General features: G+C 42.7%; 16 protein-coding genes. 8 read left to right on the top strand and 8 right to left on the bottom strand.

All coding sequences use genetic code 11. The features are described 5' to 3' along the window. Positions 1–11: 11 nt before the first annotated feature. From AC6JA8_RS11000 to AC6JA8_RS10990, 3 genes are read right to left on the bottom strand one after another with little or no spacing between them, the layout of a single operon-like run. Positions 12–1556 carry a cytochrome c biogenesis protein gene (locus AC6JA8_RS11000; protein ID WP_497973832.1) on the bottom strand — a complete coding sequence of 515 codons (1545 nt, stop codon included), beginning with the start codon at positions 1554–1556 and terminating at the stop codon, positions 12–14. Further along, complete coding sequence (locus tag AC6JA8_RS10995; protein WP_497973831.1) at positions 1556–3196, bottom strand: cytochrome c biogenesis ResB family protein; 1641 nt, start codon at positions 3194–3196, stop codon at positions 1556–1558. The genes AC6JA8_RS11000 and AC6JA8_RS10995 overlap by 1 nt, the downstream gene beginning before the upstream one ends. Positions 3197–3246: 50 nt before the next feature. After that, complete coding sequence (locus tag AC6JA8_RS10990) at positions 3247–3936, bottom strand: acetyltransferase domain-containing protein (protein ID WP_497973830.1); 690 nt, start codon at positions 3934–3936, stop codon at positions 3247–3249. 26 nt (positions 3937–3962) lie between these two features. Here AC6JA8_RS10990 and AC6JA8_RS10985 point away from each other — a divergent pair, with 26 nt between their 5' ends. Further along, complete coding sequence (locus AC6JA8_RS10985) at positions 3963–6326, top strand: penicillin acylase family protein (RefSeq protein ID WP_497973829.1); 2364 nt, start codon at positions 3963–3965, stop codon at positions 6324–6326. On the opposite strand, the gene AC6JA8_RS10980 is transcribed toward AC6JA8_RS10985, so the two are convergent. Then, a complete protein-coding gene (locus AC6JA8_RS10980) occupies positions 6321–6980 on the bottom strand; it encodes a motility associated factor glycosyltransferase family protein (RefSeq protein WP_497973828.1) in 660 nt (219 codons plus the stop codon). The genes AC6JA8_RS10985 and AC6JA8_RS10980 overlap by 6 nt on opposite strands. A 46-nt stretch (positions 6981–7026) precedes the next feature. Here AC6JA8_RS10980 and AC6JA8_RS10975 point away from each other — a divergent pair, with 46 nt between their 5' ends. The 4 genes from AC6JA8_RS10975 to AC6JA8_RS10960 all read left to right on the top strand — a co-directional run bounded on the left by AC6JA8_RS10975 (position 7027) and on the right by AC6JA8_RS10960 (position 9200). Then, a complete protein-coding gene (locus AC6JA8_RS10975) occupies positions 7027–7635 on the top strand; it encodes a hypothetical protein (protein ID WP_497973827.1) in 609 nt (202 codons plus the stop codon). A gap of 69 nt (positions 7636–7704) precedes the next feature. Further along, the gene (locus AC6JA8_RS10970; RefSeq protein WP_497973826.1) at positions 7705–8010 is read left to right on the top strand and encodes a c-type cytochrome; all 306 of its coding nucleotides are present in this window, start codon (positions 7705–7707) and stop codon (positions 8008–8010) included. 36 nt (positions 8011–8046) lie between these two features. Next, complete coding sequence (locus AC6JA8_RS10965) at positions 8047–8490, top strand: GNAT family N-acetyltransferase (protein ID WP_102243863.1); 444 nt, start codon at positions 8047–8049, stop codon at positions 8488–8490. Positions 8491–8747: 257 nt separating this feature from the next. Continuing rightward, positions 8748–9200 carry an SWIB/MDM2 domain-containing protein gene (locus AC6JA8_RS10960; RefSeq protein ID WP_142409369.1) on the top strand — a complete coding sequence of 151 codons (453 nt, stop codon included), beginning with the start codon at positions 8748–8750 and terminating at the stop codon, positions 9198–9200. Between the two features lie 108 nt (positions 9201–9308). Here the strand turns inward: AC6JA8_RS10960 and AC6JA8_RS10955 are convergent, their stop codons facing one another. After that, a complete protein-coding gene (locus AC6JA8_RS10955) occupies positions 9309–10505 on the bottom strand; it encodes a hypothetical protein (RefSeq protein WP_497973825.1) in 1197 nt (398 codons plus the stop codon). Between the two features lie 126 nt (positions 10506–10631). On the opposite strand from AC6JA8_RS10955, the gene AC6JA8_RS10950 reads away from it, so the two are divergent. Genes AC6JA8_RS10950 through AC6JA8_RS10940 form a run of 3 tightly spaced genes read left to right on the top strand, consistent with a single transcriptional unit; the run spans position 10632 to position 16105 of the window. Next, a complete protein-coding gene (locus AC6JA8_RS10950; protein ID WP_497973824.1) occupies positions 10632–14810 on the top strand; it encodes a bifunctional proline dehydrogenase/L-glutamate gamma-semialdehyde dehydrogenase in 4179 nt (1392 codons plus the stop codon). 10 nt (positions 14811–14820) lie between these two features. Beyond that, positions 14821–15603 carry a pyrroline-5-carboxylate reductase family protein gene (locus tag AC6JA8_RS10945; protein ID WP_497973823.1) on the top strand — a complete coding sequence of 261 codons (783 nt, stop codon included), beginning with the start codon at positions 14821–14823 and terminating at the stop codon, positions 15601–15603. A gap of 1 nt (position 15604) precedes the next feature. Then, complete coding sequence (locus AC6JA8_RS10940) at positions 15605–16105, top strand: PaaI family thioesterase (protein WP_497973822.1); 501 nt, start codon at positions 15605–15607, stop codon at positions 16103–16105. Here the strand turns inward: AC6JA8_RS10940 and AC6JA8_RS10935 are convergent. The 3 genes from AC6JA8_RS10935 to AC6JA8_RS10925 form a co-directional block, all read right to left on the bottom strand. Beyond that, positions 16102–16872 carry a Nif3-like dinuclear metal center hexameric protein gene (locus tag AC6JA8_RS10935; protein ID WP_497973821.1) on the bottom strand — a complete coding sequence of 257 codons (771 nt, stop codon included), beginning with the start codon at positions 16870–16872 and terminating at the stop codon, positions 16102–16104. The genes AC6JA8_RS10940 and AC6JA8_RS10935 overlap by 4 nt on opposite strands. Then, complete coding sequence (locus AC6JA8_RS10930; RefSeq protein ID WP_497973820.1) at positions 16872–17936, bottom strand: tetratricopeptide repeat protein; 1065 nt, start codon at positions 17934–17936, stop codon at positions 16872–16874. Before AC6JA8_RS10930 ends, AC6JA8_RS10935 begins: the two co-directional genes overlap by 1 nt. Before the next feature lie 210 nt (positions 17937–18146). Continuing rightward, a complete protein-coding gene (locus AC6JA8_RS10925) occupies positions 18147–19880 on the bottom strand; it encodes a hypothetical protein (protein ID WP_497973819.1) in 1734 nt (577 codons plus the stop codon). Positions 19881–19956: the final 76 nt, after the last annotated feature.

The raw sequence follows: 19956 nt of genomic DNA, 5'->3' as shown, positions 1-19956 counted from the left end.
GAAGCTGAACCCTAAGCAGGTTCAGCTTCTTTTGTTTTTGAATAATTTTTCGTGATAACGAGAATGATGATCTGAATTAAGAAGAATGAGCCTAAGAAGACTGCTCCACCTTCACTGAATCCATAAGAGTGAAGTCCCGATGCCAGGATGTAGTTAACACCGAACCATGCCATCATAACACTTAAGAAAGCAGCAGCAGTGACTGTCATAAAGCGGTCGTTTTTAATCCATGAAGTGTAACGCCCGTGAAGAATCGCAGTGTAAAGACAAAGAACGATTAACGACCATGTCTCTTTTGGGTCCCATCCCCAGAATCTTCCCCATGAATAGTCGGCCCACACACCACCAAGAATAATCCCGGCAGCAAGCATCGTCGTTCCCCATTTAAGAGTTGTGTAGATGATATCGGCGTTTGTATTTTCTTCTTTTTTATCCATCTTTCCAAGACGGCGCTTGATAAGAACAGTGTTGGCAAGAATCCAGCTTAAGGCCAGAGCTCCGTAAGAAAGAATGATCGTTGTTACGTGAGTTGATAACCAGAAGTTGTCGCGAAGAACTGGAACCAGGGGCGAGATTGTCGCTGTTAGCATCCCGTTAGCGAAGTTGATCATCATTAGCGTACAAACGTTGTAAGCAAGACCCATGTAAACGAAAACTTTTTCGTTCTTAAAATGTCCTAGGATCAGACCCAGTAAAAGGGCCCCTGAACCAGAGAAGAGAACTGTTTCATACATATTAGTGATCGGAGCTCTTCCAGAGATGATAACTCTAAAAGTGATCAGAGTGATCTGAGCAACGATTGATAAACCGGCAAGTCCAAGAGTGATTTTGAAGTTTTTAAAAAGAACCATTGAGGCCAGGGCAAGAATTGAAAGGAGCATCGCTACACTTGCCAGCCCGGCTTTAGCATACCAGTACTCAACCAGGTATTTATCACCGAAGGCCGAAATGTAATCAGCTTTTGATTTTAGTAACACTGGAAGAAACGGGTCGCCTGGAGTCACTGCTTTTTGGGCCACAACTTTATCTTCGGTTAAAAAAGTTGTCAGTGGAGACCAGTTTAAACTTTTGCCTTGGATGTCTGCAAAAAGCCAGTTGTTTCCGCTTTTGATTTCTTTATAAAGGAAAATATTGTCAAAAAGTTTTCCCATGGCCTTCTTATAAGAATCGTTTCCTTTTCCCATTCTGGCCTCATTTCTGATTTCATCTTCTCTAGTGATAAGAGTTTCGTAATCAATTTCGTGAGTGTCATTAGGCAAACCTAAAAACTTCATAGCATCGACATGGTCAATTCTCGCCATAAGTTTGAGAGAGGCCGGAAGGCCCATGCCGTTTAATGAAAGAAGGCAGTAAGCTTCAACCGCAGAAAGGTCGTCGACTTTTGCTTTTCCCGTTAAGGCCTTCATCGCTTCTGAGGCGTGAACATAAAGAGGTTTAATCCTTCCGCCTTGTTGAATAGGTAGAGTTTCCAGTTCTTTTTTACAGAAGTAAGTCTCCATTCCGTGGGCGCTGGTAAAAGTGAGTGCCGAGAGCAGGATTAAGATGAGAGTTTTCATTAGGCATCAGCTCCTTTTTCTTTTTTTCTTTTGTTCAGATTGTAGTGCCAGATTCCACCGAGCACGAGCATCAGCGATCCTAAATATTTTAGTTCGCGTCCCTGATCGACGTTTACTGCCAGTGTTGAGTGATAGTTTCCACCGCTGTCTTGAGAGTAAGAGGCCTGGTAGAAAGTGTACCCAGAATGTTTTAATGGATTGTTCATAAAGACGTGGTGATTAGTCATCTTGCCGTCGTCAAAAAGTTTGACGAAAGATTCGTAACTGGCCGGGTTGTCTGTTCCCGGGTCTTTGTCCATTTTAAACTGTGAGAGTGCCACTTCAAAAGGAAGAGTTAAACTTTCTTTGGTCACTTCGATAATAACTTTTTTCCCGCCAATAATGAGACTCAGTGGAGAGTAGTTGGTCGCCCAGTACTCTTTGCCCATGATCTCAAGTTTCACCGCGCGGATGTCACCTTTAATAACCTGTCCATTTTTCTGAATAGGAATGGTTGAAACTGGGAGATTAAAAGGAACAAGTTTATCCTGGTGGTCGACTAAAGAAATTTCGGCCCCCATCCATGGAAGACCAACAGTTGGTCCCTTTAATTCGATATTGTGAACTAACCACTTCTTGTCATCTTTAGAATAGAAAGCGAGCTTCTTTCCAAAAAGAAACAGGTTGGGTTTCTCTTCAAAGATTCTTTTAGAAAAAGAGCGGATGATCGATTTTTGATCAACCTGAAAATTCGCATCAACCGGAAATGGTGAGAAGTCCGGGAAGAATGTTAAGAGTTTTCCGTCAACCGGATAAACTAAGAAACGATTATTGGCACTTGTTGTTTTAACCGGAAGTCTTTTTTCTTCTGGTGTAAAACACTCAGCAGTTTCTGAATTCCAAATAATAATCCCAGATGGATTTTCTTTTTCAAAACAAGTCGCCAGGTTGGCCGGCATGTAGTTAAAGGTCAAAGGACCCATGCTCATTGTCGATTGAAATTCCGAGCTCGATTCAGGGTGAAGAGTCAGGAGAACTTCTTGCTCAGCAAACGGGTTTTTAAAATAGTATTTAGAAGACTGTACAGGAGCATTGGCCGGGTATGAGTTGATGGCGTCAGTCCAGACGAATTTCCCTTCGGCAAAAGGGATGTACTCAACAACATTAATCCCTTCGTACTCTTGATTGATGTTGGTAGAAAAAGCACTATAAGGAAGCTCTGTCGTGACTTGTTTTCCTTCTTCAGGATAAGTCATTTTCAAAACATCTTTAGAAAGAATAACCTGACGGTTAGGTTCATTTGGAGCAAGGGTGATACTGCCGTCAATTCCGGCAATATAAGTGATCATTGATCCTACACCTATAATGATAAGGCCCGCATGAATGGTGTAGAAACCGTAGAGTCTTTTTTTCGGCGGCAGTCTTAAGAAGGCCGCAAAGATAATTGACATGAGCATCCCGAATTGGATGAACATGAAGTAAAAAGTTTTGTAAACGGTGCGGTTAGCGAAGTCTGTTCCGTAATACGATTCGAGAAATGTTCCGATGATCATAGCTAGGGAAAAAAGTAGAATGATGATGACGGCGAATTTCAGGCCGCCAATAGTGCGCTCAACTCTGTTCCAGTCTACGTTCCAGTCTATTTTTAATAGTCTTTTCACAGTGAGTCCCTAATTGAATGTATGCTTTTTTATATCACAGTCGATATGGGCTAGGAACGAATAACTTTCACAACAAGCATAAGAATTCCAAAGAGTATTGGCTGATGAATCAGGTAAACAAAAAGGGAGTGCTTGCCTAAATAGTTCAGAGATTTAACTAGTGGATTTTGAGGGAACTCAATTCGCTGAATGCCTTTGTGCGCGGCAAATATCCCGAGTAAACTAGCTCCAACCCAGGGAAACGGTGAGATATAATCCCACGATGAGTGGGGAAGTTGAATCCAGGGAATTGTTTTATCCATAGTGATCGATGGGATGAACAAACATAGACCTATAATGAGTGCTTCCCGCGGACGTTTTAAAAACGGCAACGACATGACAGAAACAACGGCGATCGAGTGCAAAGTGCCAAAATAAATCCAGTTCTCAGGGAAGAATTTGTAAGTAACGACGCTGATGACGACGGCCCAAAAAACGATGAGTAAAAGGCGTTTTAAAAATGGTTTCCACTTAATCCCATCGCGATGAGCGAGAGTGAGTGCCACTCCTACAGCAAAAAGAAAAAGAAAGACAATTAATCGCGGGAAAAAATACCAGAACGGGTGATGAACGATATCAAAACTCACGAAGCCAAAATAATCCAGGTCAAATGAGAAGTGAAAAATGATCATTAAGACGACAGTAAAGCCGCGAAGGACATCGAGAAAGAGCGAGCGGTTTTTGTGTTTAACTTCTTCCATAATTATGTTTAGATTATTTCATGATTATGAATAAAAAGAAAACGCTAAAGATTGCTCTCTTTATCTTCGCCCTTATTGTCTTGTCAGCTATTGTGGGAGGCTACGAATTCTTTCGCTCTCGCGTACCACAGATGAATGGAGAAGCGGCCCTCTCGGGTTTAAGTGCACCGGTGGAAGTTGTGCGCGACAGGCACGGAATCCCGCATATTAACGCTCAAACATCAGAGGATGCTTTCAGGACTCTGGGTTATGTCATGGCCTCTGAAAGGCTTTTTCAAATGGAAGTTAGCCGCCGCCTGGCACAGGGGGAGTTGGCAGAACTTCTCGGGGAAAAACTCCTTCGTTCTGATAAGCTTTTTAGAAATCTTGGACTCAAGTATGAGTCGGAAAAACTTTTTGCCAGAAAGACAGCTGAAAAATCTTTTGATCCGCAAATGTTAAAAGAGATGAATGCCTTTTACGACGGGATCAATCAGTTTGTAGAAAAGGGGCCGTTGCCGATTGAATTTAAAATCCTGGGGATTAAGCCTCGTCCATTTACGATGGTCGATGGTCAGAGTTTCGTAGGACTCATGGGTTTTAGTTTTGGTATCGCTATTATGACTGAGCCACTATTGACTGATCTTGCAAAAAGAATTGGCGGCGATTTAACCAATGATTTGCGCAACGAAAAAATCCCTAATGAGGCGACACGTGTAGTGGACACTTCCAGCGTCGTCTCAAAAGAAGTGTTAAAAGTCATCTCGAGTCTAGAGTCTGGATTCCCACTTTTTGAAGGATCAAATGGCTGGCTTTTATCAGGAAAGAGAACTTCTTCAGGAAGTCCGGTTCTATCTAATGACCCGCACATTTCTTATTCGCATCCCGGGATCTGGTTTGAAGCTCATATAAAGACACCAGAGTATGAGTCTTACGGTCACTTCCTCTCACTGATTCCTTTTCCTATTCTTTCCCACAATCGCGATCGCGGCTGGGGTCTAACGATGAGTTTGACTGATGACATGGACATTTATCAGGAACAAATCAACGAAAAAGACCTGACCTACCGTTTTAAAGGAAAAGATCTTCCGCTGGAAAAGCGCGAAGAAATCATCAAAGTAAAAAACGCGCCTGATTTTAAAATGACTGTGTTAAAAACGCACCACGGGCCGATTCTAGATTACGCCTTAAGTGAGACGACAAAAGAGAAATCACTGAGTCTTCAGTGGCCTTTTTACAGCGAGAAAAACGACCCGTTCACCACTGTTTTCCGCATGGGACGAGCTAAAAACATGCAGGAGTTTAAGGACGCCGTGGCCACGGGGATGGCGCCAGGTCTAAATATTCTCTATGCCGACAAAGAAAATATCGGTTGGTGGATTTTTGGAGAAGTTTGGAAAAAACGTCCGGGAATTAAAACTGATTTTATTCTCGATGGTCAGAGTGGAAATGATGAAATTCTAGGTGTGCTGGCCTTTGATGAAAAACCTCATTCAGAAAACCCGGAGAGTGGCCTTATTGTGTCGGCCAACGCCAGGCCTCTTGGCTATCCGGCGCACTTGCGCGGAGACTGGCAGCCAGATGACCGACAAAAAACGCTGGAGAAAATCCTCTCACAAAACGACAAATGGTCGCCTGAAGAGTTGATGGAAGTTCAGGCCTTGAACATGAATTTTGAAAACAAAATTCTGCTTCACGCTTTATTAAATGACTTGAGCTTTAAAAATAAGACAGAGGAAAACCGCTATGAAAAATACGTGCAGATTTTGCGCGAGTGGAATTTAAGCTCTGAGATTACTTCCATTGCTCCTTCAATTTATTATAGCTGGGCCCGCGAAATCCAGAAGAAAATGCTGGCGGATTTAACTGAGGATGAAAGAGAGATTTTTGCCAAAGTTCCCAACGGATGGATCTTTTTTAAACGCGTGATTCAGGAACCAACGTCGCCGTGGTGGAAAAAATTCGATCGCACTGCTCTTTTAAAAGAGACCTTTATCGGTACAATTACCACCCTGGAGAAGCGTTTTGGCGAAGACACCAATGACTGGAAGTGGGGAAAACTGCACACGCTTGAATATGTTCACCCCGTCGGAAGAGTGAAGCCGCTCAATTATATTTTCAACCTCGGCCCTTACCCGGCCCCGGGTGCGACTCAGGAAGTGAACAACCAGAAAGTGACTTCATATAAAGGAGATTTCGCAGTGACGGCCGGCCCATCAACCCGCAGGATCATCGATTTTGCCCGTCCGGAAAAAGCGTGGGGAATTCTGCCAATTGGAAATTCAGGGCATCTGTTGTCGCCTTTTTATAACGATCAGGTCCAGCTCTTTTTAGAGGGGAAATACCGCGAAGAGCTTCTGGATTTAGATGAAGGTGATGCACGCTTTAAAATGACTTTTAAATCTTTATAGGCCCGGGAAAAAAACCATCAGCGGTTTTTTTGTCTGGATGACCACCTTGCCTTGCCCCTGGTTGCTTAGACCACGAGAACTCAGGGGCCCGATCTTAAGCCACTTTTTTACTTGATAGGCACATTCTCCGCTCACTTTTATGTGGTTGTCCTCTAATGAGGCGATGCTAAAAATTCCATCAATTAAGAATTCATGGCGTCCGGCCGCTAAAAACTCTACCTTATCTTCAAAACACAAGCGCGGAAGCGGGGATTTTTTCTTCCAGTTCTTTATATAAAGGATCATTTCACCAAAATTCACCACTTCATGATCCACTCTTCCCCCGAGGAAACCGGCAAAAACAAATCTTCCGATATTATTCTGGCGTGAAAATGTTTTAAGGAAAAAGCTTAAGTCGGAGAGGTTTTGGTCTGTTTTAGTGATCGTCATCTGTTTTTTACTGCTGTCTCCATCGCCCACGGAGATGGAGCCTTTGCATAGAAGCGGGGCCTTTTTTAGAAGTTTCCCTTTATGTATCAGACCGCCATCAATAAAAACCAGACGGGTGTTTTCGTCTTTTAAGAAAGGGGTAATCGATTTCATGGAAAAAGGCATGGGGCCGATCACCAGGAAAGTCAGTTTATGATTTAGGGGGTGTTTTTCATTTTTGATCATGTTAATGTAGGTCTCCAGCATCACTATATAAGAAGGCGATAGCATCTTGAAAGTAAATTTAAGCTCTCTTTCCCAAAGGGCCCAGGCCCTGATTAGCGCTCCAAGGTTTTACCTGGAAGGGGAAAGTCGTGAGCTTGATTTTGCCATCGAGAATGTAGGTGACAAGATTTTGACGGCCAGGCACCGCGGTCCTCGCGATGAAATGAGCTTTCTTTTTGCCGAAGTCCTGTCCCAATTTTCTGAAGGAAAAACTCTGCGTGAAATCTGGAGGATCTCTTTTAGGGAGATTGAGAGTTTTTTACGCGACGAAAATCACCTGCCATTTTCTCCTGAAGACGCGCTTAAGCTGGAGAATCTCTTTGTAAAAGTGAAGCTTTCATTGATGGGCGCCCTCTTTAGAGTTGTCCATGCTTTGGATTTTTCGGAAGTGTCTAAGGCCTCTTCCCGCTGGAGTGAGCTCTCTTTAGTAGAGAAAAATAAGTCTTCCCAAGTGCTTTTTTCCGCCCTTTCCTGGGATTTTATCTACTGTGATGGGGAGGTTTCTTACGTCCGTGGAGTTTTCGAAGGGCTTTCAACAGAGGCGATGGAGGCCTTTTTGGGTGAGATTTTTCGAGGAGCGGGCAAAGTTCTCCCTATGAAAGTGGTTGCCGTCTAATAATCTTTTAGAGTAAAATTCTAAGCAGTTTAGTTAATTCCATTCTATTTATTACTTTACGAGGTTTCGATGAAAAGTACTCTTTCTTTAGTCTCTGTCTTTGTTCTATCTTCACTATTGTCTACAGGTTTTGCTCAAGACGCAGCTAAAGGAAAGGCCTTATACGCAACATGTATTCAGTGCCATGGTGAAAATGGGGAAGGAAACCTTGCTAAAAAAGCACCAAAGCTATCTGGTCAGCATGACTGGTATGTAGTGAAGCAAGTGACAGAGATCAAGTCAGGAGTGAGAAAAAACCCTGATATGCAACCATACGTAAAAGGCCTATCAGACCAGGACATCAAGGACCTGGCTGCCTATATCGTGACTCTATAATCGTTAGAAAGTTTACTCTTATTGCAAAGGATTGCTATGAAGCTTACTTTTAAGAAGGCCAAGACAGAAAAGGACATCAAAGAGATCTACGATCACAACATCGACGCATTCTCAGATTCTCCTGACTTCAAATGGACATTTGAAGAGATTAAGAAGGAAGTCTCTGAAGGGTGGGAGCTGTTTTCCCTGATCGATGACAGCGAAATCGTTGCTGCCGTCTTCTATAAGGTAGAAGATGACTCCCTTTTAACTAAAAACACCGCTATTAAGATCGACCATCAGGGAGCTGGGCTCTCTCACTCTATTAAAGAATTCTTTGAAAAAGTGGCACGCGAGAAGAAATTAAAGCGCATTTACCACTACTGCCGCATCGATAATTTCAGGATGTATTCTTTAAATGAATCACACCAATATAAGAAAACCCCAAGGAAATTAGGGCCGGAAGGACTGGTCGTCGAGTGGATGAAGACGGTAAAATAGGTCATCTCCCTAGGGAAAATCATCAATCCCCTAGGGAAAAATGATAAAAAAAGTAAAAAAAATTGTTTTTTGCTATAGACATGATGAAAATTTTCGAGCAATAATTTATCTATAAGTGAATTTCTCGAGGGAAAACGTAAGATATAAGAAAATTTCCCCTCGGAAAAAATGAAAAAGAAGAAAAAAGAAAACGTTTCTTTAACCATAAACAACTTTAGACAATCAACAACATGTCTAATTTAACGGAGGAATCTCAAATGGCAGTTAAGAAAAAAGCAGCTACTAAAAAAGCAGCTCCAAAAGCAAAAGCTACTAAAAAAGCAGCTCCAAAAGCTACAAAGAAAGCAGCTCCAAAAGCTACTAAGAAAGCAGCTCCAAAAGCTACTAAGAAAGCAGCAGCTCCAAAAGCTACTAAAAAAGCAGCTCCAAAAGCTAAAAAAGCTCCAAAAGCTAAGTCAGCTCGTAAACCAAACGCAGCTTTCATGAAAGCTCTTACTCCTTCAGCTGTACTTGCTGAAATCGTAGGAAACAAGCCACTTCCACGCACTCAAGTTGTTTCTAAAATTTGGGACTACATCAAGAAGCACAACCTTCAAAACCCAAAAAACAAAAGAAACATCATTGCAGACGACAAACTAGCTAAACTTTTTGGAAAAAAAGAAGTTACTATGTTCGAACTTGCAGGGATCGTTGGAAAGCACCTATCTTAATTTTTATTAAGTAAAAGCTCCATAAAAGGGCCACCTTCGGGTGGCCTTTTTTATTTGGGCAAATGAAACACAAAATAGAGTTGGATTTTAAGGGGAATAAAGAGGGGATTAAGGCCTTCTTAGGCCAGAGTACTTAGATTCAACCGAGTCGCTAACCCATTCAGTCTTATCCGTTTTTCTCACTTCTCTGGCCGTCTTTAAGAATTCGTTACATTGAAAGCTTGAAGAGATATTGCTGGAAGTCTCACTCTTATTTTCCAGGTAGGCCACACAGGACTCACCATAGTAGTTGAGGAATTCCGGGAAATTTTTGGCAAAAAGGTTAATGATGGCCTTATGTCTTGGTAGATTTGGGTCTTTAAAGATTTTATCCGGGATAATGGGCAGGTTTTTAATCTGCTCCAGGATCTTCTGACGGTTTTTAAAACTCGAGCTCAAATCCTCAATGCGCTTCCAGGCAAGATTCATTTTATCGCCCACTACTGGGCCATCCAGAAGATAAATCACAGCGTAAAGATCTTCCTCTTCTTTAGTTAAGAGTCCCTTGGCCGACAATAAATTCATCGCCAGCTCTTTTTGCAGACCATTGGTAATGCTTGATTGCAGGCTTAAGCGCAAGGCCGGGATAAGTTTGGTAAAACATTTATCCGGGACAACTCGCGAAATAAGATTTTTGTAGTTGTCGTCAAAGTCTTTATCAAAACTCTCTTCAGTGAGTTTTCCAATGACCGCTCTTTGGACATCTGGCTTTTCACAATAAAGATTGGCGATGCTGTCGTTTACAGCACGCTGGTAAAAAGGCCAGGTCTTAAGTGTAGAAGGGTATTTTTCGATTAAGGCGGCCAGCTCCAAACCAATGTCTGGGTCTTTTTTTGAAAAGAACCAAAATGAGTTTAGTTCAGTGTCACAGGCCTTAATGGCGTCTTTTGCAGTCTCTTTTTTTTGCTCTGAAGCCTGAGAGTAGCATTCGCTAAAAAACTTCTTAGCATAAAGAGCGCGCTTTAATTGAAAGAATTCGTCGTTGGCCAGAGCGCTTGAGCGTCCAATGTCTTCGATTTGTTTAAAACTCTTTAAGCTGAAATCGCGGGTTTTAAGCTTGTAGTCGACCATTTCCATGGCCATGGACTGGTACATGTCTTTCCAGAGCTTCATGCGCTCGCTTGGGCGGATGTCATTAACGTGGGCCAGAAATTCTTCGAAGTTCTTTTCCTGCTCGAGCGCAGAGAGGTCCTTTAGCGTGTAAAGGGTAGTGCTTTGTCCGTGAGCAAATGAATGGGCCAGCAGCAGGGTTAATAGTGACATCATAACCAAATTTTAGGGAGGGAAATGCTATTAGTCAAACTCCAAAAATGGTGGTCTTAACGAGGCTTTTAAGATACCTTTGTGGCACTTAAATTTTTAAAAATTTCATCCCCTTACGGAGCTTTATTTATGCCTTTAGTGCCAGAGGATTTTTTAGTTACAATCCAGAGTGTCGACCATGCGTTTTCTGGAGCAAACTGGAAGATTATTTACTACAAAGAGTTCAGCAACATTATCGTTGAAAAAGATCATACGCTACATGCCGACATCGCATTAGTGCTGACGCCGTACTTAACGAACCTGAAGCAAAACTTCAGAGCGCAGATGGTGTTTAGGTCAACTCCTTTCCTGGTTGGTTTTTACTACGACAGAAAAGAAGTGCGCTTTTACACTCCAAAGCTTTCTCAGGAACTCTTTATTCTACAACAAAGTGAGATCCTGGATTTAAACATTCCTCAGGTTAAAGACCTAAGAGTGCACACGGAGCTTGCCGCTTCACTACAGGCAAAGAACTTCCCGACAGTGGTGGAAAACCTTATCAGTGTTGAAGGGCTTCCTGATTTATTAAATGACCCAAAATACCAGGCGATTGAAGAGAGATCTGCTCAGATCGTAAAAAAGCTTCTTAGCTTCTTAAACGAATACCGTCCGACTCTTTTTGAAGATGTTTCAGACTTCGGTTTAGGGCTAACAGCTCAGTACGCACTTCTGCGCATTCACTTATTAAAATTCCTGGCGATTCTTCCTTCTCTAGACCACGATAAAAGAGGGGGGGAAGTTAAACGCATCCTGATTGAAGCACTTTCTCGCTTCCTAAAAGACAACAGAAAGGCCAGACGTGCTAAGAAAAAAGGACAAGAGAGAGCTCTTCCTTCAACTTACACTCTTGGGATTAAAGCTTTTTATTACCTGGCCAAAATCATGCCAGCCTGGCCGCTTGCTTCGATTATTAGAAGCGCCGTTAAACTTATGGCCAAGCGTTTTATCGCCGGCGAGAGCATTGAAAAAGCAGACCGCTCTTTGCGCGCCTTAAGTGAAACAGGAAGAGATGTAACTCTCGATCAACTAGGAGAGCTTGTTGTTTCAGAAAGAGAAGCAGACCACTATAAAGACGAAGTTTTAAAACTTGTAAGAGGATTTTCTCTTCACGTTAAAAAAGGTGAAATGAACGTTGCCGGGATTAACCGCGCTCACGTTTCAATTAAAGTGTCGGCCCTATGTTCTGACTTTAAACCTCAGGCCTTCGATTACACTTATGACCTGGTTGCTCCAAGACTTAAAGAAATCCTGCTTGCGGCAAAAGCAGAAGATGTCTTCATCAATATCGATGCCGAACACTATCACTACCGCGATGTGGTTTTTAAAATCTACCGCCGCGTTCTTTTAGAGACAGCGGAACTAAGAGATTACAAATCAACTGGTATCGTTATTCAGGCCTACCTGCGTGACGGGTACCAACACTTAAAAGAGATTATCGCCCTAGCAAAAGAAAGAGGGCTTCCAATGCCGGTTCGTCTGGTAAAAGGAGCTTACTGGGATGCTGAAACAGTTGAAGGGGATGCCCACAGTTTTAATGCTCCTCAATTCTTAAACAAAGAAGAAACTGATATTCACTTCAGACAGCTTATTCTTAAAATTTTAGAATCTCACCCGCACTTAAAACTGGCCCTGGCCTCACACAACTTTTCTGACCACGGGTTTGCTGAAGCAGCTAAAGAACTTCTTTACCCACAAGTGGGAGAAATTGAGCACCAGTGTCTACACATGACTTATGAAGCTCTTTCAACGGCATTGGCAAAGATGGGATGGGCGACAAGAAACTACGTTCCAGTGGGAAGCTTACTTGTTGGGATGGCCTACCTGGTAAGACGTATTATGGAAAACTCTTCGCAAGTAGGGGTTTTAACCATCATGCGTTCTCACAAAAAGCACTTAACTCTTCAGTCGCCGTACGCGATTCACGAAGAAAAGAAAAAAGCGGGAACAATTGCCCGCGATCAATCAGTGTCAAAACTAGAAGACGAATTCTTCAACGTGTCTCCACTTCGCCTGTATCTTGATGATGAAAGAGCGTGGATGGAAAAAGCACTGACGTCGTTTGAAGAAAAATCTCTTGGAAAGGACTATCACAACGGTTTTGACCTAAAAGGTGACTGGGTAGAAATCAAAGCGAGTTCAAACCCGGACATCCTGGTTGGACGCATCCGTTTTGCTAACCTTGAAGATGCAAAAGCTGCGATTGAAACAGTTGACCGCTCTTATAACGAAGGTTCATGGGCCAATTCAAAATGGCCGTTTAGAACAGCGACACTGGTCAAAGCTGCAAGCTACATGCTGGCAAAAAGAAATGAGCTGTCTGCTCTGATCGTTTACGAAGCAGGGAAGTCTGTTGGTGAAGCTCTGGCAGACGTTGATGAAGCTATCGACTTCTTAAATTTCTACGCAAGAACTGAAGCTTACTTACAAAGAAACCTGACTGATCTTTCAAGCCGCGGTCCTGCTGTGGTTATTTCTCCGTGGAACTTCCCTCTAGCTATCCCATGTGGGATGGTGGTGAGTTCACTGGTTTGTGGTAACACTGTTATCCTAAAATCAGCTGAGCAGACTCCACTTATCACTCAGCTTCTGGTTGATATTCTTCACGCTTCAGGAGTGCCTAAAGATGTTCTTATTCACCTTCCAGGTGAGGGGGAAACAGTTGGTGACTTCTTAGTTAAAGACGAAAGAACATCAACTATTGTTTTCACTGGTTCAAAAGCCGTTGGGACATACATCGCCGGTGTGACAAGAAAGAGACTTTATAAAAATAAGTTAACGAATAAGTCTTACCCAGTTAAGGCCATCACAGAAATGGGTGGAAAAAATGCGGTTATTGTTACTCAGAATGCCGAGCTGGATGAAACAGTTTCTGGAATTCTGTACTCCGCTTTTGGTCACGCTGGACAAAAGTGTTCAGCTTGTTCACGTGTTATCGTTCACAACTCTCTAAAAGATAAACTGATTGAAAGACTTCGCGCTGCTGCTTCTGATTTAAAAGTAGGAGAGTCGTTTAAGTTTGATACGACAGTAAACCCGGTGATTACGGCCTTTGACCAAAAACGCCTTCGCCAGTCGGTGAGAGAAGCTTCTAATGAGGCCACTAACTTTGGTGGATCAGTTGTTATTGACCGCTCTAACGACAACCTTCCAGGTTACTGTGTTGGTCCGGTAGTGATTGAGCTTCCATATAAGCGCGCTTTAGATAAAGAAAGTTTTGCTCAAAGAGAGCTTTTTGGGCCAGTGGTTCACATTATTGGTTTTGACACTCTTGATGATGCTGCCCGATTATTTAACAGCACTGATTACGCTTTAACTGGGGGGATTTTCTCTCAGTCGCAAAACGATATCGATTACCTTCTGACAAAACTTGAATCAGGAAACCTTTACATCAACCGCACTATCACTGGTGCCCGTGTTGCCATTGAACCATTTGGTGGATTTAAACTTTCTGGGACAGGGCCTAAGGCCGGCGGACGCCACTATATTCTAAGTCTTCACCAGACTCAGGATCAGACAATTGCTGCGGCAACTGAAGTCAAACTGGGCGTGGAAGAAGGGCATGATTCTCCAGTCACTCTAAAAAAACCTTCTCGCCTAACAGCTGAGTCGCGTTTAGCGAGAATGGAGAAATTCCTTGATGTCTTTACATCAAGCTTTGAAACTCACTACCAGGGAATCTACAGCAATTATAAAGAAGCGCTTCGCGATTATAAGAAATGGCTTTCAAAAAATTACGTGGGCTTCGTGGAAAAAGAACACAAAAACCGCGTGATCCCAGGCCAGTTAAGTTATAACGATTACCGCTTAAGCACTGAGCACGCTTTGGTTGTTTCTGTGACAGATAGACCTGAGTTAAAAACACTGATCCAAGTTTTTTCGAGTTTAATCTCGGGGACAGGTCTTGCGGTTGCTTGCCGTAACCGTCAGTCGTTCCAGTGGTGGATGAATTTAAGAGACACTTTGATTGAAGCAGGCTTCTCAAAAGAAAACCTGGAAGTGTATTTTGCTAAAACTTCTGAGTTGGCAAAATCAATTAATGACCCAAAACTTTCAGTGATCATCTACGATGGGCCAATGGATGAATACCATCTGCACATTGGGGATTTCCTGAACGATGCTAAACATGACGAACGCATGAAACTGATCTTAACTGTTAATGATCATTTAAAAGCATCAGATTTTTATCACCAGGCCCTAAACTACGTATGGGTACGATCTCTTGCCGTCAATACTATGAGGCACGGAGCTCCGCTGGATCTGGAAATTTAAGAGGTATACTATGCGCATTGGTTTTTTTGGTTGTGGAAATATGGGAGCAGCACTAGCGGAAGGTTTTAAGAAAAACCATCCTGGTGTTGAGATGTATTTTTTTACTCCTTCAAAAACCAAGGCGCAGCAGCTGGCCGACAAAACCGGAGGCCACTTTGTGAGCTTTTTGGTGGATATGCCAAAAGATTTGGACTGGTACGTCCTGGGTTTTAAGCCACAATCTCTTTCAGAGTTCACTTTCCAGTTTAATGAAAATGCCAAAATCCTTTCGGTCTTAGCTGGAACGGGGATTGATACTTTAGAAAAAAAATTCCAAGTCAAAAACATTGCCCGTCTAATGCCTAACACTCCATCGAGTTTAGGAATGGGGGCCAATCTTTTTTACGCAGGTTTTGAGACAGGTGAGTTTAAAGATTACCTGCGAGCTTTAGGTAAACTTTTTACCATGAAGAGCGAAGCCGAACTTGATGCCATTACCGCCTTTAGTGGTTCAGGCCCGGCACTTATTTTTGAATACGCCCGCCTTTTTGAAAAACACCTGACGGCCATTGCCGGAAGTAACCCTGAGGCCCGTGAAATTATCGCCCAAACTTTTTTAGGTTCTGCTAAACTTATGGAAAGTGCGATTTCAGAGGGAGTGAGTTTTGAAACTCTTCGCGAGCAAGTGACTTCTAAAAAAGGAGTGACTTTCGAAGCGCTGCAGATTTTAGAAAAAAACAACCTGGAAAATATCATGGGTGGAGCTTTTACAGCGGCCTATAAAAGAACATTAGAAATTAAAAAAGGAATTTAATATGCTTCAGGAAATTCTAAAAAATAATGTACCTAAAAAATACCAGGACACGATGTTTGTTCGTCTTTTTGGTTTGATGAAAGTGCCACTTATTTTCTGGGTTTCTCCAAGTGTAGTCACTTTAAATGACAAAGAATGTATCATCAAGATCCCCCTTAATAGACGAACAAAAAACCACTTAAACTCGATGTATTTTGGAGTTCTCTGCACAGGTGCAGATATCGCCGGTGGGCTAGTGGCGATGAATGAAATCACCGCTTCTAAAAAGAAAGTGGCCCTGTCGTTTAAAGATTTCAAAGCAGATTTCCTAAAGCGCGCTGAAGGCGACGTGCATTTTATCGTGACTCAGATCCCGGAGATTAAACAGTTTGTTGCTGATGTGATTAAAAGCGGCGAGCGCATGAATTTCCCAGTGGAAATTAAGGCCGTTGTCCCAAGTATTAATCCAACTGAAGAAGTGGCAAAATTCGTTTTAACTCTTTCTTTAAAAGTAAAAAACTAGGCCGGATTTTCCGAATCCATATACTCGCATGAAAGCCCAGGGTAAGTTTCCTGGATTCTTTTCATGAGCGATTGAATCCCAAATTTTTCCGTTGCGTGATGACCGCCGGCAAACATGTGAATGCCGCTTTCGCGCGATTCATGATAGTCGTGTTCACTCATTTCTCCAGTGATATAGGCATCAAGCCCCATTTTGTGGGCCTCACGCCATTCAGAGTTTGCTCCACCGGTAATGATACCGATGCGTTTGATCTTTTTAGCGTCACTTGGATTTGAGTAAAGAACAGAGTGAGAGAGTTTCTTTTCTAAAATACTTTTTAATTCACTTCCGCTGATTTCAGTAGGCAAGGCACCACTAATACCAGTGAAGGCCCCCTTATAATTTCCAAAAGGCTGAAGCTCGCTCATTTCAAGAAGTGCGGCCAGGCTTTTTGCATTTCCCACTTCAGGGTGAGCATCCAGAGGAAGGTGGTAACCAAAAAGATTGATATCATTTTTTAATAGGGGGGCGACTCTCTTATAAAAAGGGCCGGTCAGAGTTCTGGTGCCGTGGAATTTCCAAAAGAGTCCGTGATGAACAACGAGAGCGTCAGCTTTGATTTTTTCGGCGTACTCTGCTGATTCTCGGGTGGCCGAAACGGCAAACAGGACTTTTTTAAGTCCTGTTTTTCCTTCTATCTGCAGTCCATTGGGACAGTAGTCGTCAAAGAGTTCTGGTTTTAAGAGAGTCTTTAAAAATAAATCAAATTCGCTTCGTTCAACAGTCATTATGAGTTCAGGGGACTAGGCCCTCTCCCTTCGGTAAAAGTTGGTTTGTTTTTTTCCAGGCTGTTTTTAAGTTTTGCCACTGTTTCATGCAACTCATGGTGGTGAGGTGCAATCGTTAGCGCAAGAGAGAACTCTGTTAGGGCCTGGTCAAAATCTTTTAAAAGCACATAAGCTCTTCCTGCATTGATGTATGGATACTCGCGGTTTTGGTAGTTGTGAGCGCGTTTAGCGAGCTCAAACCAGCGAAGACTTTCTTCCACCTGACCTTCGGCCAGGATGTAGTTTCCAAAATCGTTATAAGCAGGGCCGTATTGTGAATCTAATTGCACCGCTTTTAAGCAGTACGCTTTCGCTTGAGTTCTATCATCAAGCAGTGAGTAGCTCCATGCCAGTAGTGTAAGCACTTCTGCCGTTTCTTTGTAGTTTCTTGCGCGGTAGAAATTCGCTTTAGCTTCTTCATAGTTTTTTTGAGCAATGAAGTAGTGTCCTTTGTGAAGATAGTAGTCGTATTTTTCTTCACGTCTCATTTGTAGGAAAACCAGCTGAGAGTTTTTCTTTGTGTTTTCTTCTGCCAGTTCATGAAGTCGTGCTTCGTCGAGGAAGAAGAGAGGAGCACGGTTACTTTCTTCGGCCTGAGTGATCGTTGGAATATTTTCTTCCTGAATGAGTCCTAAGCGCGGAAACTGCACGTCCAGGTTTGTTGTTTCAATCACAAAGTTATGGATTTCAAAACTGTTGCGGTAAAGCAGGTTGATATATCCCACGACCATTGTTTCCATACGAGCGCTCTTAAAAGGCATCTTGATCACGCTTTCGATGAAGTTGTGGTAGCTTCTGATTTGGTTTTTAAACTGCGGCCATTCTACGGTTGTTGCAGTCATTTCAAACTCTTTAAACTCGCGGGTAAAAAACACGCTGGTGTCGTTTAAAAGTTTTTGAATTTGGTTTTTACCACGAGGACCATAATGAAGTCTTTCTAGCTCTGTGAAAGCAAAAAGCAGTCGATCCAGGTAGCCGGTAGCGGTGAAAAATTCTGCAAGCAGTAGGGTGTTGGTCGTTTCCATGCAATCTTCCTTGATATGCGAGGTATTTGAGCGAAAAGAAGCCGCTCATCTTGAGCAGTTCTCTCTTAAGAATATTTTATGATAATCAGATTTTCTTTTTCAATGAAATTCGGCGGATTGAAAGAAAGTGCCCTATAATTTCTACTATAGGGCCATTATGACTGTGTATTAATTCTTTTATTTTCTTACTTTAAAGTGGTTAGCTGTGTTTTATTTTGCCATTTCGTATTCGATCAGGCGTTTATCAGCGGCCACACTTGTATAACGCTTAGAAATCATATCGAAGAGATTATCTCCCTTTTTACCCACTGAGGCGATATCGCGGAAGTTGACTACACCAGTCCCTTTAGGAGCGTCTTTTCCGAAGAGTTTTCCAAACGGGTTTTCACCATCTTTTTCTTCTGCTTTTTTCTTGTTGATACCGAATCCTCCCATGACTGAGATAGATCCACTACCACCACCGTAAGAAGGGGTTTTCCCTTGAACAGCAGCAGCTACACCACCTTGAGATCCAGCTTGTGATCCTGGGCCGCTACCACCGCCGCCTCCGCCACCGCCGACACCACCACCGCCTCCGCCACCAGTTGAGCCTGCGCCACCTTCAGTGACTTTCGCTGCTGTAGAAGCTTCGATGCTGTTGTCTTTGTTTGCTGCTGCGATAATGCTACCAACAGGAGTAACACTCGATGACGTTGTCCCGCCTTCAGTTCCTGTTGATCCAGATGAATTGATTCCTGAGTTTGTATTTGAATAAACTGTTCCTGTTCCACCATCACCAAAAGTGATGATGTTGTCATTCATTGTATCAAACGTTCTTTCAAGACCACCAGTTAAACACTGAGCGAGTCCTGGGTTTTGCTTACAGAAAGTTGTCATCGCTTCATCTTCAGAAACAGTGAATGGGTCAATCGGCTTGTAAGCATCGATCTTAGCGATGGCATTGTTGACATCATCAGCACGTTTTCCCAGAAGGCTGGCAAGAAGCCCGTTTGCTCCCGCACTTGTAGCGATAGCAATCAGTTTACTTCTCATCGCATCTCTTTGGGATTGGTTCATTACAATTTTAAATCCATTGGCCTGAACTCTTGCGGCCTCAGTACAGTCTTTAGAAGTTACACCGATATCAACACCTTTAGAGCCAATAGAGCTACATTTTCCAACGATATCATCTGTTTTTGGGAAATCAGTATAGATCGAGTAAAGATAGGCCAGTTTACCAGAGTCTACGGCCATTCTTTGATTGTACATATCTTGTTGCATTGAAAGCGATTCACCTTGTGCTTTTAAGGCACCTGTCGCTGCATTTTCTTCATTCGCGTACTTTAACTGAGAATCAGTCATTTTATCTTTGTACACTAACTCTTGAGTCGCATATCCAACTTGAGTGACGCCTTCTAAAAGATCCAATGTGACCTGAAATTTTTTACAAGCATCGTAGTCCAGAGTTTCAATACCTGCTGATTTACATTTAATGGTAGCTGCAGAAGCAGAGATTTGAGAGGCCGATGCATTTTTTTGAGTGGCCGCTTTCGCTGCATCCGCACTTCCTCCAGAACTTTCAGACGCCATAATTTGTTCCTGGTCATTCCAGTCGCGTCCGTAAACACCGATTAGGTAGGCGATAGATTCACAACGTTTTGCGATCTCTGTTTTCTTTTCAATACATTTTGGATCAGACTTTTTTTCCTTACAGCAAGCATACTTTACGTATGGCTCCCATTGAAACTTACTGCGCGAACCTTCTTTGCTATAGAGCTGACGGATATGACTACGGCTTAAATCTTCACATTCATTTAATGAGGCTGAACCCGGAAAGTTCTTTCCTTCAGAGGCTGCGTGAAACGCAGGAGCTTCAGTTTCTGAACAGGCAGCACCACTTTCATCTGCTGCATAAACAGAAAAACTCAGGCCGGCCAGAAGTGCAGTTAAAAGAATTGTTTTCATAAAATCACCCAATATTTTTTTGGTCGATAGAGAAATTATACGTCTACTTCTCGGCTAACCCGTGTAGTTTCTTGAG

Source organism: Bacteriovorax sp. HI3 (assembly GCF_059738875.1).
Note: the sequence above shows the minus strand (reverse complement) of the source record. Positions and strands in the feature narration are given on the sequence as shown.

Bases quoted from the DNA above. Each gene is read 5' to 3' on its own strand.
- AC6JA8_RS10980 (WP_497973828.1), bottom strand. From the start codon at position 6,980: ATGATCAAAAATGAAAAACACCCCCTAAATCATAAACTGACTTTCCTG.
- AC6JA8_RS10930 (WP_497973820.1), bottom strand. From the start codon at position 17,936: ATGGAAACGACCAACACCCTACTGCTTGCAGAATTTTTCACCGCTACC.
- AC6JA8_RS11000 (WP_497973832.1), bottom strand. From the start codon at position 1,556: ATGAAAACTCTCATCTTAATCCTGCTCTCGGCACTCACTTTTACCAGC.
- AC6JA8_RS10945 (WP_497973823.1), top strand. From the start codon at position 14,821: ATGCGCATTGGTTTTTTTGGTTGTGGAAATATGGGAGCAGCACTAGCG.
- AC6JA8_RS10955 (WP_497973825.1), bottom strand. From the start codon at position 10,505: ATGATGTCACTATTAACCCTGCTGCTGGCCCATTCATTTGCTCACGGA.
- AC6JA8_RS10940 (WP_497973822.1), top strand. From the start codon at position 15,605: ATGCTTCAGGAAATTCTAAAAAATAATGTACCTAAAAAATACCAGGAC.
- AC6JA8_RS10950 (WP_497973824.1), top strand. From the start codon at position 10,632: ATGCCTTTAGTGCCAGAGGATTTTTTAGTTACAATCCAGAGTGTCGAC.
- AC6JA8_RS10985 (WP_497973829.1), top strand. From the start codon at position 3,963: ATGAATAAAAAGAAAACGCTAAAGATTGCTCTCTTTATCTTCGCCCTT.
- AC6JA8_RS10925 (WP_497973819.1), bottom strand. From the start codon at position 19,880: ATGAAAACAATTCTTTTAACTGCACTTCTGGCCGGCCTGAGTTTTTCT.
- AC6JA8_RS10990 (WP_497973830.1), bottom strand. From the start codon at position 3,936: ATGGAAGAAGTTAAACACAAAAACCGCTCGCTCTTTCTCGATGTCCTT.
- AC6JA8_RS10970 (WP_497973826.1), top strand. From the start codon at position 7,705: ATGAAAAGTACTCTTTCTTTAGTCTCTGTCTTTGTTCTATCTTCACTA.
- AC6JA8_RS10960 (WP_142409369.1), top strand. From the start codon at position 8,748: ATGGCAGTTAAGAAAAAAGCAGCTACTAAAAAAGCAGCTCCAAAAGCA.
- AC6JA8_RS10965 (WP_102243863.1), top strand. From the start codon at position 8,047: ATGAAGCTTACTTTTAAGAAGGCCAAGACAGAAAAGGACATCAAAGAG.
- AC6JA8_RS10935 (WP_497973821.1), bottom strand. From the start codon at position 16,872: ATGACTGTTGAACGAAGCGAATTTGATTTATTTTTAAAGACTCTCTTA.